Annotated in this window: 13 protein-coding genes; 1 reads left to right on the top strand and 12 read right to left on the bottom strand. The window is 61.1% G+C overall.

Annotated elements, in window-relative coordinates; all coding sequences use genetic code 11:
* Genes ABD013_RS00500 through ABD013_RS00485 form a run of 4 tightly spaced genes read right to left on the bottom strand, consistent with a single transcriptional unit; the run spans position 1 to position 3345 of the window.
* A complete protein-coding gene (locus tag ABD013_RS00500; protein ID WP_343800635.1) occupies positions 1-411 on the bottom strand; it encodes a MaoC family dehydratase in 411 nt (136 codons plus the stop codon).
* Positions 392-1525, bottom strand: a complete 1134-nt coding sequence (locus ABD013_RS00495; protein WP_343800632.1) for an acyl-CoA dehydrogenase family protein — start codon at positions 1523-1525, stop codon at positions 392-394. The genes ABD013_RS00500 and ABD013_RS00495 overlap by 20 nt, the downstream gene beginning before the upstream one ends.
* Before the next feature lie 9 nt (positions 1526-1534).
* On the bottom strand, positions 1535-2506 hold the full coding sequence (locus tag ABD013_RS00490) for an OB-fold domain-containing protein (protein ID WP_343800628.1): 972 nt from the start codon (positions 2504-2506) through the stop codon (positions 1535-1537).
* Positions 2507-2562: 56 nt separating this feature from the next.
* A complete protein-coding gene (locus ABD013_RS00485) occupies positions 2563-3345 on the bottom strand; it encodes an SDR family oxidoreductase (protein ID WP_343800625.1) in 783 nt (260 codons plus the stop codon).
* 73 nt (positions 3346-3418) lie between these two features.
* On the opposite strand from ABD013_RS00485, the gene ABD013_RS00480 reads away from it, so the two are divergent.
* On the top strand, positions 3419-4273 hold the full coding sequence (locus ABD013_RS00480) for an enoyl-CoA hydratase (protein WP_343800622.1): 855 nt from the start codon (positions 3419-3421) through the stop codon (positions 4271-4273).
* 140 nt (positions 4274-4413) lie between these two features.
* Here ABD013_RS00480 and ABD013_RS00475 read toward each other — a convergent pair whose 3' ends face one another.
* The 8 genes from ABD013_RS00475 to ABD013_RS00440 form a co-directional block, all read right to left on the bottom strand.
* Positions 4414-5658: an NADH:flavin oxidoreductase gene (locus tag ABD013_RS00475; RefSeq protein WP_343800619.1), complete on the bottom strand. Its 1245-nt coding sequence runs from the start codon at positions 5656-5658 to the stop codon at positions 4414-4416.
* Positions 5659-5671: 13 nt separating this feature from the next.
* Positions 5672-6868, bottom strand: a complete 1197-nt coding sequence (locus ABD013_RS00470) for an acyl-CoA dehydrogenase family protein (protein WP_343800616.1) — start codon at positions 6866-6868, stop codon at positions 5672-5674.
* Complete coding sequence (locus ABD013_RS00465; protein WP_343800613.1) at positions 6865-8058, bottom strand: acyl-CoA dehydrogenase family protein; 1194 nt, start codon at positions 8056-8058, stop codon at positions 6865-6867. Before ABD013_RS00465 ends, ABD013_RS00470 begins: the two co-directional genes overlap by 4 nt.
* A gap of 72 nt (positions 8059-8130) precedes the next feature.
* Positions 8131-9510, bottom strand: a complete 1380-nt coding sequence (locus ABD013_RS00460) for a DUF1329 domain-containing protein (RefSeq protein WP_343800610.1) — start codon at positions 9508-9510, stop codon at positions 8131-8133.
* 17 nt (positions 9511-9527) lie between these two features.
* Complete coding sequence (locus ABD013_RS00455; RefSeq protein WP_343800607.1) at positions 9528-11168, bottom strand: DUF1302 domain-containing protein; 1641 nt, start codon at positions 11166-11168, stop codon at positions 9528-9530.
* A 127-nt stretch (positions 11169-11295) separates the two neighbouring features.
* A complete protein-coding gene (locus ABD013_RS00450) occupies positions 11296-12126 on the bottom strand; it encodes an SDR family NAD(P)-dependent oxidoreductase (RefSeq protein ID WP_343800604.1) in 831 nt (276 codons plus the stop codon).
* 76 nt (positions 12127-12202) lie between these two features.
* A complete protein-coding gene (locus ABD013_RS00445; RefSeq protein ID WP_343800601.1) occupies positions 12203-13360 on the bottom strand; it encodes a helix-turn-helix transcriptional regulator in 1158 nt (385 codons plus the stop codon).
* A gap of 100 nt (positions 13361-13460) precedes the next feature.
* Positions 13461-14396: an electron transfer flavoprotein subunit alpha/FixB family protein gene (locus ABD013_RS00440; RefSeq protein WP_343800598.1), complete on the bottom strand. Its 936-nt coding sequence runs from the start codon at positions 14394-14396 to the stop codon at positions 13461-13463.
* Positions 14397-14403: the final 7 nt, after the last annotated feature.

The following is a 14403-nucleotide window of genomic DNA, read 5'->3' as shown; positions in this document are numbered from 1 at the left end:
TCAGGGCAGCGTCACCGCCACCGTACCGGTGACGTGGTTGCCCATGGAATTCTTGCCCTTCAGGGTGACTTCGGCGGTGCGGGTATCCGCATCCAGCGCCGTCACCTCGCCCTTGAAGGTCATGGTGTCACCCGGGTAGTTGGGCGCACCCAGGCGGATCTTCAGGTCCTTGAAACGACCTTCAGGACCGCACCACTCCTCGACAAAGCGCTCCACCAGACCACTGGTGGTGAGGATATTCATGAATACGTGCGGCGAGCCCAGCTCCTGAGCCGCATCCTTGTCGTGGTGGCCCGGAAAGTAGTCACGGGTCGCAATGGCGCCACCGGCAATCAGTGCCACGGTGACAGGGATCTCCAGTGGCGGCAGCTGCTCACCGAGACTGACATCTTCAAAACGTCTGGTTTTCATTGAGGTCATATTTCCATCCCAAGGTATCGTGAGTTGCCAGCCAATCGCCGAGACGCTCAAGCGTTGCACGGCTGCCGCCCAGGCCCAGGCTCAGGGCGCGGCTCCAGTAGAGAAAACGGTGAATCGGGTAGGTCAGGTCGACACCGATGCCGCCATGTACGTGCTGTGCCTTGTGGCCTACAACATGACCTGCCTCGCAGGCCAGCCAAGCGGTTGCCAGCGCTTCGGACGGTGCCGGCAGACCGGCATCGATGCGGTAGCACAGCTGCCAGAGCGCGGAACGCAGCGCTTCGACCGCGACATGGCAGTCCGCCATGCCCATCTGCACCGCCTGGAACTGGCCGATGCGACGCTCGAACTGGGTACGCTCGTTGACATACTCGACGGTGCGGCGAATCTGTTCCCGACTGACACCCAGCTGCAGTGCTGCCTGAGCCGCGATGGCGCGCACTTCCAGCCACTCGGTCGCTGCCAGCGGCAGCACCGCTTCCGCCGGCAGCTGCACCTGGTCGAATTCCAGGTCGGCAGCGCTCTCGCCCTGAGTCAGCACACCCGACACCAGTGTTACCCCGGGGGTGTCAAAGCTGACGCAGACAGGGCGCACGCCCTCATCAGTCTCGACCAGCACCACCGCAGCCGAGGCTTCAGCTGTACCGGGCACCGCATGGGCGATACCGTTGAGCAGCCAGCCGTTGGCGTTCTGCTCGGCCGTCAGGGCCAGGCCGGTAGAACGACTCTGATCACCCACCGACAGTGTCAGCACCTGTTCGGCAGACGCGGCGCCTTCGAGCACACCAGCAAACTGCTCCGGTGCGAACTCGGCCAAAGCCGCAGCCGCCACCTGATGACGCCACAGCTGCACCAGTCCCAGGCCCTTGCCCTGAGCTTCCAGCACCAGCATCAGCTCGGTCATGCCCAGGCCACTGCCGCCTGCGGCTTCGGGGATGTACAGCGAGTGCAGGCCGGTCTCGACACAGGTCTGCCACAGCTCCTGCATCAGCGTGGCGCCGGAGTCATCGAACTCGCGCAGTTTCTCGTCGCTACAAAAGTCCGTGAACAGCCCATCCGCCATGTCGGCGATGGCGCGCTGATCTTCGGTCAATGAAAAATCCATGCGTCCTCCTCAGGCAGACACCGGCCGGAACAGCGGCAGGGTCAGCTCGTCGTCAAAGGTGTGGAACTCGACCTGCACCCGCTGGCCGATCTTCAGTTCGGACGGCTCGATACCCACCAGACCAGCCGGCAGGCGGACACCTTCATCCAGCTGGATCAGACCGATGGGGTTGGGGTAGTCGAACGGAGGCACTTCCGGGTAGTGCATCACCACAAAGGAGTACAGCTCGCCGCTGCCCTTGCTGACGTGGTAACCCAGCTCGAAGCTGTGGCAGTGACTGCAGACCGGGCCCGGCGGGTGCTGCAGCTTGTTACAGCTGTTGCACTGCTGGATACGCAGCTCGCCTGCCTCGCAGCCTTCCCAGAAGAAACGGGTATCGTCACTGATACCCGGCTTGGGGCGCTTGATCTTGGGAACCGCAGATTCACCCTTTTCGACCGGTTTGGGCTGGTTGGCCGGCTTGAACTTGATCACCCGGAACATCAGCTCGCCCACTTTCTCATCGCCCTCGGGCTTCTCGGAGAAGAAGGACATCACCTGGGTAACGAAGAAGCCTGTGCCGAGTGCGGTGGCCTTCTCTTCGCTGACTTCCTTGATCAGGGTGGTGTAGTAAAGCTTTTCGCCCATGCGCACGTAGCGGTCGAAGGTCAGTTCAGAATTCACGGCCACGACTGCCGGATAGCCCTGATCCTCGATCAGCTGCAGCACCTCGTAGGGGTTCTCATCGGTGGAGCCCGGCGGGTAGTTGTTCATGTGCATACCTTCGAGGCACCAGGCCTGAAGCATCGCCGGAGGCGCTACTATTTCACCAAACTCGGTGGTCGCGGCATATTCAGGATCGGTGTAGAGCGGGTTCTCGATTCCCATCGCTTCACACCACTGCCGAACCATCGCCGGGTTCACTTCGTCCCATGCGTAGATGCGGCCATACTCCCGCCCCACCATGGAACGTACTTCCGATAACCATGCGTAATCAGTCAAGATACGTCTCCTTGCTAACAATGGGGCCGCCCGGTCGCGGGCGGCGCCGGGTTGTTTCAGTCGTTGGCCATACCGGCCTGCAAAAATGCGGGTTTCTCGCCGCCACCGTTGAGCAGCAGGTTGCTGCCGCTGGTGTAGGACGCGATGGGCGACGCCATGTAGAGGCAGGCGTTACCGATATCTTCGGGACTGCCCAGACGACCGGCCGGGATGGTATCGGCCACCGCCTGGATGCCGGCGTCGTCGCCGTAGTGCAGGTGCGACTGTTCGGTCCGGATCAGCCCCGGGCTGACGGCCACCACACGCACTTTCGGCGCCCACTCCACCGCCAGCGAGGCCGCCAGCGACAGAATGCCCGCCTTGGCCGCGCCATAGGCTGCCGTACCCGGAGAGGCGCGAAGCGCACTGATACTGCCGATGAAGATGATGCTGCCGCCCTGCTCCTGCTGCTGCATGTGGCGGTTGGCCAGCTGAGCCAGATTGAGCGGTGCAATCAGGTTGAGGCGCAGAATGCCTTCGTGGAAGCGTGGCGAGACGTCACCGGCCAGCGCATGAGGAGCGCCCCCGGCATTGTTGACCAGCACATCGAGGCGACCATATTCGTTAACAACGGTCTGCATCAGTGCTTCGGCGGCGTCGTAGTCACGCACATCCAGCGGCATGAATATCGCCTCACGGCCATTCTCGACCGGCAATTGCTCGGGCTCGCCACGACCGCATACAATGACAGTCGCACCGGCGCCCAGAAACGCACGGGCGATACCGGCACCGATACCCTTGGTGCCGCCGGTGACCAGCACCACCTGCCCGCTGTAATCGAAGTGAACTGACTGCGTCATATACGCCTCCTTTTTTAACCAATGCAGCCAGTCTAATAAGCCCCCCAGCTCTCACTCTTCGTCTGAACGGACGATGTTTATCTGGCGTCAGCTGACACAATCGCCGTCAATATCCATTGTCAGCGAGGCGATTGCCGTGTCCGACTCACAACGTCCTGAAGAAACACTGCTGCTGGAACGTCCCGAGCCGGGAATTGCCCTGTTGCGCCTGAACCGCCCCCAGGCCACCAACGCATTGAGTCTGGAGCTGCAGCAACAACTCAACCGCCGCTTCACCGAGTTGGCCGCTGACGACAGCGTGCGCTGTATCGTGCTGACCGGTGGAGACAAGGTGTTCGCGGCAGGCGGAGATATCACGGGATTGATCGATGCCGACCCGATCGAGATCTACAAGCGTCACACCGAACGGGTCTGGGCACCGATTCAGCACTGCCCCAAACCGGTGATCGCCGCCATCTGCGGTTACGCCTTCGGCGGCGGCTGCGAGCTGGCGATGCACGCCGACATTCTGATCGCGGGCGAAGGCGCCAGCTTCTGTCAGCCGGAGATCCGCATCGGCATCATGCCGGGCATCGGTGGCACCCAGCGCCTGGTAAGGGCTGTAGGCAAAACCAAGGCGATGAGCATGGCGCTCACCGGTCGACCGATTACCGCGCAGGAAGCCTGGGTGGCGGGGCTGGTCAGCGAGGTCTGTCCGGACGATCAGGTGCTGGAAATCGCCCTCAAAACCGCGCGCACCATCACACGCATGCCACCGCTGGCCGTTGAACAGATCAAGGAATGCATCCTGCACGGCATGGATGCGTCGCTGGAAAGCGCCCTGGCGCTGGAGCGCAAGGCCAACGCCGTGCTGTTCGCGTCACGCGACCAGCAGGAAGGAATGCAGGCGTTTCTGGAAAAGCGCCATCCGGAATTTACAGGGGAATAATCACCAGCGAATCAATGACTCTCGTCTGACTTGCACTTGAACCATCTCACACATGGTCTTTGGCTCCCGGCGGCCGCACACCCCGGGAGTCTTTTTTTGCTTACCCAAAGCCTTAGAAGCATCGCTTGCAGGGCAAGCACCTACAAGGTGCTTGTCTCCGAACGCGCCGGCTGCTGGTTTAACGCCAGATCATTCGGTGGATTCTCGATACAACGGGTGCCGCCGGGGTGGTAGATATAGGGCACGCAGCCATTGCAGTTGGTGCAGCCGCTGGTCGTGACCAGTCCCTGCTGGAACTTGCGCACCAGCTCCGGGTCGTGCAACAAGGGGCGCGCCATCACCACAGCCTCGAAGCCTTCCGACATTGCCTGCTCCACATCATTCATGGAGCGGGCGCCGCCCAGGTAGGCCAAGGGAATATCCAGCTCGGCACGGATGCGCCGCGAGTAATCGAGAAAGTACATCGGCCGGAATTTCACCTTAGGCACGCCCTTCTGCGACAGTTTGATCATCGCCAGTGTCAGCTTCTGGTCGGCCAGCACCTTGCTCATCTCGTCCAGGTTCATGTTACTGCCAAACATGAACCAGCCGGATTCGATATTGCGCCCACCCGACAGCACCAGCATGTCGGCCCCCGCTTGCTGCAGTACCCGGCCGGTGACGATGGCATCCTCGACGGTAGCCCCCTTGCGCACGCCGTCAGCCACGTTGATCTTGGCCAAAACCGCCATATCCTGGCCCACGGCCTGTTTCACCGCCTTGAGTACCCGCGCCGGGAAGCGGGCCCGGTTCTCGGCACTGCCGCCGTATTCATCCTTGCGCCTGTTCGACAGCGGCGAGATGAACTGATTAAGCAGATAACCATGCCCCATATGCAGCTCGACGGCATCGAAACCGGCCTCACGACAGATTCTGGCCGCTGCGACAAACTCGTCGGTCACCTGGGCCATATCCTTCTCTTTCATCGCCCGCTGCAGGAAGTTGCCGCACAAAAGCCCCGCCTTGTTGATGCCGGAGGAGGCACTGATGGTGCGTCCCTTCACCTTGATCGAGGTGATAAACGAGCCACCATGAGTCAGCTGCATGGAGATCTTGCCGCCCTCGGCGTGGACAGCATCCGTGAGCACTTTCAGATCCGGGATGATCTCTTCACGCAGCCAGATCTGGTTCGGCAGGGTACGCCCCCGCTCGGACACGGCACCATAGGCGACGGTGGTCAACGCCACCCCGCCCCGGGCCATGTCGCGATGGTGCTTGACCATGGCACGCGTCGGGGTGCCCTCAAGGCTCATCGCCTCGTTGGCACCGGCACGAATAAAACGGTTTCGCAGCGTGATCGGCCCCAGCTGATAGGGGGTAAACGCCTGCTGACGGTAATCGGACATGAGCTTTCCTCGCCTAGTGCCACTTGGGTTCGCGGGGCATCTGCAGGCCACGTTCAGCGATGATATTGCGCTGGATCTGGTTGCTTCCGCCGTAGATGGTGTCTGAGCGCACGAACAGGAACAGCGATTGCAGACGGGTCAATTCATAGGGTGCAGCTGTCAGCAGTTGTCCCTGCTGACCACAGATATCGATAGCCAGTTCACCCAAGCTGCGGTGCCAGGTGGACCAGAACAGCTTGTAGATCAATGCCTCGCCCTGCAGGCTGCCATCACTGCCGCTCTGGCCGGACAGCATGCGCAGGCTGTTGTAGCGCATGATCTTCAGCTTGGCATGGGCCTGAGCGATGCGCTGCCGGATAGCAGGATCTCGGTCCTTGCCGTTCTCCCGGGCGATACGGATCACTTCGTCCAGCTCGTTCTGGAACTGCATCTGCTGGCCCAGCGTGGACACACCGCGCTCGAAACCCAGCAGCCCCATCGCCACCTTCCAGCCGTCACCCGGTTCGCCGACAATATCGCCGGCATCGCACTCGACATCGTCGAAGAACACTTCGTTGAACTCGGATGTACCGGTGATCTGCTCAATGGGGCGTACCTCGACACCCGGCTGCTCCATCTTCACCAGAAAGAAGCCCAACCCCTTGTGGCCCACTGACTCAGGATCGGTTCGGGCAATCACGAAGCAGTAGTCGGACTCATGTGCCAGCGAGGTCCATACCTTCTGACCGTTGATGATCCACTTGTTGCGCTCGGCATCGAAGCGGGCCTTGGTCTTGACGTTGGCCAGATCGGATCCAGCCCCCGGCTCGGAGTAGCCCTGACACCAGAGTTCGGTGCCGGACAGGATGCCGGGCAGGTATTTCGCCTGCTGCTCAGGAGTGCCAAAAGCAATGATGGTCGGGCCAGCCAGCCCCTCACCGATATGACCCACACGCCCGGGCGCACCGGCACGGGCGTACTCCTCGAAAAAGATCACCTGCTGCTCGATGCTGCAGCCACGACCGCCATGCTCCGGCGGCCAGCCGACACAGGTCCAGCCGCCTTCTGCCAGCCTCTGCTCCCAGCGTTTGCGCTCTTCCGGGAAACTGTGCTCGTCACCGGGACCGCCACGGAGTTTCAGTTGGGCGAACTCGCCGGTCAGGTTGGCGGCCAGCCAGTCGGCCACTTCGGTGCGAAAACGCTCGTCTTCGGCGCTGAAGCTCAGTTTCATGCGGCGGCTCCTTTGTCAGGTTGATCAACATCCAGCAACAGCTTGGCCAGGGTTTCACGGTGCTCACTGGCCGTGCCCAGCATCAATTCGCTGGCCTTGGCCCGCTTGAAGTAGAGGTGCACGTCGTACTCCCAGGTAAAGCCGACACCGCCATGCATCTGCAACGCCTCACCGGCATTACGGAAACAGGCCTCTGAGCAGTAGGACTTGGCGATCGCCGCGGCTTCGGGCAATTCGGCGGCCATTGCGCGCCTCTGCCAGGCTTCATCGGCGATGCAAGCGGCGTAATAACAGGCGGAGCGAGCCACCTCGGTCCTCAACATCATGTCGGCGGCCTTGTGCTTGATCGCTTGAAAGCTGGCGATCGGGCGGCCGAACTGCTCACGCTCCTTGGTGTACTGAACCGCCAAATCCTGCACCTGCTGGGCCGCACCCATCTGCTCGGCAGCCAGTGCCACCGTCGCCAGTTGCAACACCTGCTCCAGCACCGCGCCAGACTGTCCATATTCCCCCAGACAGGCGTCCACCGGCAGCAGCAGGCTGTCGATCCGGATGCGCCCCAGATGACGGGTCTGGTCCAGTGTCGGCGTCCACTGGCGCTCGATGGCGTTTGTATTAACAAGGGCACTGGCATCGACGACAAAGAGGCTCACACCGTCACGCCCTGTCGTTCCGGGCTGACGCGCCACCAGCACCAGGATGTCGGCGCTGTGACCATCGACGACCAGATGGTAGTCACCGGACAGACGATAGCCGCCCTCGACCGGTTCGAAGGTTGCGGTCACGGCGTCGCAGCCCGGCTGCTCCTGCCCGATCCAGGCCAGGGTTGCGGTCTCGCCACCCAGTATTCGCTCCAGCCATGGAGCAGACTGTTCCTCGCTTCCGGCCCGCTGCAACGCGGGCACGGCCTGACACACGGTGGCAAAATAGGGCGAGCAGACCAGATAGCGACCCATCTGCTCCATGACCGCCACCAGTTCCACATACCCCAGCCCCATGCCTCCCAGTGACTCGGGCAAAGTAATCGCATGCAGGTAGAGGTCGTCACAGATCTGCTGCCAGAGCGAGAGGTCATAGCCACGCTCGGTGACCATCGCCTCTCGCACGGCGGCTGAGGTTGAGCAGTCGGCGAAGAAGCTCGCGGCGGTCTCGCGGATCATCTGCTGCTCTTCAGTAAAGCGGAACTCCATGGTTCATCGCTCCCTGTTAGTTAAAAGTGTTGGTTGCCAAAATGGGCACCCTGGAGGGTGCCCGTGGGTGGTTTAAAGCCCTGCGCGACGCGCTGCCTGAGGACCGAAGTCCCGATCAGACAGGGTGCCGCGATTAAGCGTGTATGCCTTGGGCTGTTCGTTGACCAGGTTGAACGCCAGATAGCTGCCCGCCTGAAGGTCATGGTAGAAACCCACGCCCGCCTGCCAGGTCTGCGCCTCGTAGGCATAGAAGTAGTTCAGCATCGAGGTGCGCCAGAGGCCGCCACGGGCGTCGTAGTTGTCGGCCATCACCATGAACCAGGTGTCCTCGTCGATGTACATGTGACGCTTGCCATAGATATGGCGGTAGTCACCCTTGAGGTTGGCTTCCAGCACCCAGACGCGGTGCAGCTCGTAACGCATGTGCTCCGGGTTGGCATGGCCCGGCGTCAGCAGCTCGTCATAGCTGATCTCATTGGAGTGCAGGCGGTAGGTGTTGTACGGGATGTACATCTCCTGCTGGCCGACGATCTTCCAGTCGTAGCGCTTGGGCGAACCATTGAAGATGCGTACCTCATCCACGGTGATGGACCCGCCAGTACCCGGGAAGGACATGTCATAGCCGTACTCCGGCGACTGACGCACACGGCGGGTACCCGGGTCGTAGCGCCAGCTCTGGCGCGGTTCGTTGGTGTGGTTCCAGAACTCCATGCCGGTGTTGATCTCGCCGCGATCACGCTCGGGCAGGATGGTTTCGTTCAGGTAGAAGGAGGACTGCCCCTCGGTCGGCCCGCTGGTACCGGTCTTCAGGTGCGGTGCCAGATTGCGTGACTTCACCCGGCCCCAGTTGATGTTGCCGTCTTCCAGCACATAGGCGTTGTCGGAGATCAGCTCCTCGGTCCAGGGCCGATAGGTGAAGATCGACGAGGTCCACAGCAGCTCCAGCCCGCTTTTCGGGAAGGGAAAGAGAATGCCACCGGTAGTGCCTTCGACGCCCTCGCCGTTATCCACCAGTTTGGCATGCTCTGCATTCTGGCGGGTAACCTCGCACACCTTGTCCGGGAAGCGGAAGTCACGACGTGACTCATAGATCGGCATCCGGAAGGTATCCGGATACTTCTCGAACAGGGCTTTCTGCCCCGCCGACAACCTGTCGGCGTACTGATCCATGTTCTGCGCCGTAATCACGAACTGAGGCTTGTCTTCAGGATACGGATCGACCGGATGGTTACCGGTGCCTTCGAAGTTAACCTGGGGGGGGACGCCCAGCCACTTGCCGCTCCATTCAGGAATGGAGCCCTCGGCATTACCGGCCTTGAGCGCTCCGACACAGGTACGGGTGGTGCCCAGCTCGGCCAGCTCCTCCGCCGTGGCGGCCGCCAGAGCAGTACCGCTGACCAGTACAGTGTGCAGCGCCAGGCCCGCTGCCAGCATGGAATAATTCAGTTTCATCTCAACATCCCTGCAGATTAGAAGGTGTATTTGGCACTGAGCGAGACATAGTCGCGGTCAGCCATGGTGCGGCCCTTGTCGAGATTGGCCGAGCTGAGGTAGTTCACCCAGGTAAGGCCCATCTGCATATTGCCGAGGTATTTGAAGTCGGCGCCCAGCGTCAGACGCTTCTCGTCCCTGCCAAGCCCGGCACCGGCAAAACCGCTGCCATCGATGTTCTGGGTCCAGATCGCCTTGGTGGTCAGGTCCCAGCCGCTGAACAGGTTGGGGTAGTCCATGAACACGGCGGCGGCCAGAACGGCGTTATCGCGGGTCTGTCCGTCGTATTCATAATTGTTATAGGTCCCGGCCTGCCCCGGCAGTCCGCCGGTGACCACCAGGTCTTCAACATCGTGGATGCGCGAGTGCACCACTTCAGCCATCACCGTGGTCTGATGTGCCAGCGCGCTCGGACCTATGATGTAAACGCCGTTCAGGTTGGTCTGCAGATAGCTGCCCCGTGCCGGGGCACCGTTGTCCAGATAGACGGGCGCACCATCGCGGTAGCTGATATCACCACCGATCTGCACATCGCCCACCTTGGAGCTGATGCTCAGACCAGTCAGCTTGATATCGTCGAAGTAGCCCAGCTGATAACAGGCATTGCCGCCAACGCTGGCGGTACAGCCGTTAAAGTCACTGAACGAGGAGTAGCGGGTATCGCCAGTGAAATCCATCAGCAATGCCCCGACACGGTCGTGATAGCGGTAGTGAAACAGGCCAATCTCGGTACTGTCGCCCATCAGGTAGCGGGCACCAAGACCCCACTGACCGCTGTCACTGGGCTTGATCTCGCCAGCATAGTTGAGCACCCAGGGACTGGGCAGGCTGGCAATCTCACCGGCGCCGAAACGCAGGAACTGGGCTCCCGGACCAAAGTAGTCACTGCCGAAGAAATCCCCCACCGGATTCAGTCGCGTCTTTTCCCAGTCGTACTGGTAGAAGCCGGTCAGGGTCAGGTTGTCGGTCAGGGTCAGACTGGCGGACAGCTGGCCCACCGGCAGATATCCTTCCTTGGCTTCGGTGCCAGGAACGTTGAATACCGCCGCATCCACCGGCAGTTGGCCCTGACTGATGTTGGGGAAGAACAGGCTCTCGCCCCAGGCCACGATATGACGACCGGCCTTCACCGACAGATAATTGTCGTCGCCGATGACGAAGTTGCCGTAGACGAAGGCGTCCAGCAGACGCGGATCATAGCCACTGATCTCGCGGGTTTTGTCGGTAAACCGGTTGACCGGCCCTACCTTGTTGACGGTATCCAGCGAGTCGTTGTCATTGCTGCTGCGATAGACATCATCGTAGAACACGCTGCCACGCAGCAGAGCGCCCACATTGTCATGGCGCAGACGGATCTCGCCCAGTGCGTTGACGCGGTTGTTGATCAGGTGGCCGCGATCGAAGTTGCGGGTGGCGTCATCCGAGTTTGGGTCATTGAGATAGACATCCGACGGTGAGGATGTTCTTGCGGAAGCGGTGTATGAGAGCGTAACCGACGCATCCAGCGTGGTGTCGTCCCCAAGATAGACAGTCTCAAATGCCTGAGCCTGACTGACAGCGAGCGCCAGTGCCAGGGGTGCCATTCCCCCGGGGCCTGCAAAGGTCCTTTTGGTAATCATTCGTGCCCTCCAGTGAGCATGATTCTTGTTGTTGTGTGGTGGCCACAGTCGGGCCACCAAAACATGCTCGGGGAGTGGCAAGTCTGCCTCATCGTTCATCCAGACTAGATCCCCCAATCAGATCGAATCAGACCTGAGGCACGATGTCGTGCTCACGGGCAAACGGCTGCGCCTGGATCGTCTGATACTGATAGTCATCCGCTGCCGGCTGCTGAGCCAGCCAGAGCAGTACCTGTGCCGGCAGCTCGGGCGAAGCCGAGCCGTTGCGCAGGGCGATCAGGCCCTTGTCGCCGATGGTGGCCTGGAGGGTTTCGGTGGTGACGACACCGGGATTGACGGTAAAGGCGCGGATACCCTGATCACCCAGCTCACGGCATAGAATGCCGGACAGCCGAGAAACGGCGGCCTTGCCGGCCCCGTAGGCATAGCCCCAGCCACCCTTGCCGGCCGAAACCGGCGGATCGCTCTCGCCGGCACCGGAGGTCATGTTGATGATGGTGGCTCCACCCTGCTGCAGCATCCGGGGCATCAGCCGCCGGGTCAGCAGGAAGGGCGCCATGATGTAGCCTTGGGCAACACGCTCAAGGGTTTCGGGTTCGAGGGACATGAACGGCAGATTCAGATCACTGCCCTGGTAGACCGCATTGTTGATCAGCACATCGACACGGCCGAAATGCTCCAGCACCTGGTCGGCCACGTCAGTCACCGATGCCGAGTCGAGCAGGTCCATGCGGAAGACTTTCACCTCCACGCCGTATTCACGCGCTTCAGCAGCGGTGGCGTTGAGGCTGCCGCTCAGAGAGCGGCCGTCGGCATGGCGCACCGCGTGGGTATGGCTTTCACCCTCTTCCAGGGTGCGGGCGCTCAGCGCCAGGTCGTAACCGGCGCGGGCAAAAGCGATGGCGGTGGCGCGACCGATGCCACGACTGGCACCGGTGATGAAAGCGACGTGTCCCATGACTGTAGCTCCTCTTTTTATTCAGAGTGCTACAGCCCGGGCCTTTTCACATACCCCAAGAGGACGAGGTTGAAAATCAGTGCTCCTGATCACCCTGCCCCAGCGCCGCCACGCTGTTGAGGAAGATACGTACCAGTTCGGTCTGACGACGCACACCGGTCTTGGAGAAGATCGCTCGCAGGTGGGCACGGGCGGTATTACGGCGAATATTGAGCGCCTCGGCCGCTTCTTCCAGCGACAGGCCGTTGGCCAGCTGAACCGACAGCGCCGTTTCGGCCGGCGTCAGACCGAACAGTTTCTTGGCCACTTCGTTGCTGGCCTGTGACTTGCCGACGGCATCACGGATATACACTACTGCAGCCGGCTGTCCCTTGCCTTCGGCCCAGGCCGTGGATGGAATCGACTCGACCACCACCCCCAGGCTGACCTCACCGGATGGACGGGTAACGGACATCGCCTCGGGAAGTGCGTGCTCACCCTCGCCCCGCTTGTGTTCGAATGCGTCCTTGATCAGGCGGCGCAGCTCACGGTTGTCACTGGGATAGCTCGCCTCCAGGCGTCCACCAACGATCTTGAGGCCGTCGCCGGATTCAAGAATCTCCTTGGCGAAGACATTTTCTTCCAGGATCTGGCCATTTTCGTCGATCAGTACGGTAGCGATGGAGAGACGACTGATCGCCTTGGAGTAGAGACTGCCCAGCGTCTGACTTCGGTCCAGCAGGTTGCGAACATTGAGCGACCGACGGATGTGAGGCAACAGGAACTGGCACAGGGCCTTGTCATTGTCAGAGAAGGGTTCTGAATTTTCTGGACGGGTGAGTCGGAACCTCAGAGTCCCCGAATCCTGGGTGGAGATATCCACCGCCATCACGTGATAGACATCGTTGCAGGCGCACCAGTGGATCCGGTAGGGGCTGTCATGCCACTCCTCGGGGCTCATCAGGTCCTCTTCGGTGAAGACCTTGTCGGGCGCCTGGTTGACGAACGGCGTCAGGTTATGGCGGTACGGGAAGTAGACCACCTTGCCGGAGTCCTGCATATCGCCCACCGAGACCATCAATCCCAAGTCATCTTCGTCCTGAGAATCGGGCATTTTCAGAATCAGGGTGACATAGTTGGCGGAAAAAAGTGCACGCAGCTGTTCCAGGGCATCGTCCCAATAGGCGTTGTCCATGCAAGCTTCGTACAAGGCGGACAGCAGACTATCGAACTGCTCTACGTCCAGTCGGTTCATATTCTGTACCCCTGTTATTGTAGTCGTAGGGTCTGACGAGCCCGTGCCGTTATTCGGTTGCACGTAAGGGGCAGCAGGCTCGTGTATATCGCGTTTCGGTTTACAGTTGCTGGGTCAATTCGGGCACGGCCTCGAACAGATCCGCTTCCAGGCCGTAATCGGCAATCTGGAAGATCGGCGCATCGGGGTCCTTGTTGATGGCGACGATTACCTTGGAGTCACTCATGCCGGCCAGGTGCTGGATGGCACCGGAGATGCCGACCGCCAGATAGAGCTGCGGCGCGACGATCTTGCCGGTCTGACCGACCTGATAGTCGTTGGGTACGAAGCCGGCGTCTACCGCCGCACGTGACGCACCCAGTGCGGCACCCAGTTTGTCGGCCAGCGGTTCCAGTACCTGACGGTACTTGTCACCGTCACCCAGGCCGCGACCACCGGATACCACCACCTCGGCAGAACCCAGTTCGGGACGGTCGGACTTGCTCAGTTCACGACCGAGCAGCGCCGACAAACCTGTGGCTGCTGCAGCGGCGACCGAGACCACCTCGGCACTGCCAGCCTGCTCCACCGCGTCAAAAGCGGTCGGGCGAACCGTCAGCACCTGTACCGGCTCGGCAGACTCCACGGTCAGCATGACGTTGCCAGCATATATGGGGCGCACGTAACTGCCAACCGCCTTGATCTCAATGACATCCGAGACCTGCGCCACATCCAGCAGCGCCGCGATACGGGGTGTCAGGTTCTTGCCGAAGGTTGAGCTCGGCGCCAATACCGCCTGGTAGCCACCCTGTTGAACGGTTTCCACCACCAGCAGCGCCAGCTCTTCAGCCTGCTGACCAGCATAATGGCTGGCATCCGCCAGGAGTACGCGACTTACGTCGGACACGGCGGCCGCCTGCTCAGCCACGGCGGCACAGCCCTCACCGGCGACCAGCAGGTCGATCTCGCCGCCAAGACGCTTGGCCGCATCAACCACATTGAGTGTCACCGCGTTCAGCTGCTGGTTGTCATGTTCTGCTATTACAAGAGTCTTCATCATCATC

This window comes from Marinobacterium maritimum (assembly GCF_039523155.1).
GTDB classification, from domain to species: Bacteria; Pseudomonadota; Gammaproteobacteria; order Pseudomonadales; family Balneatricaceae; genus Marinobacterium; species Marinobacterium maritimum.
Note: the sequence above shows the minus strand (reverse complement) of the source record. Positions and strands in the feature narration are given on the sequence as shown.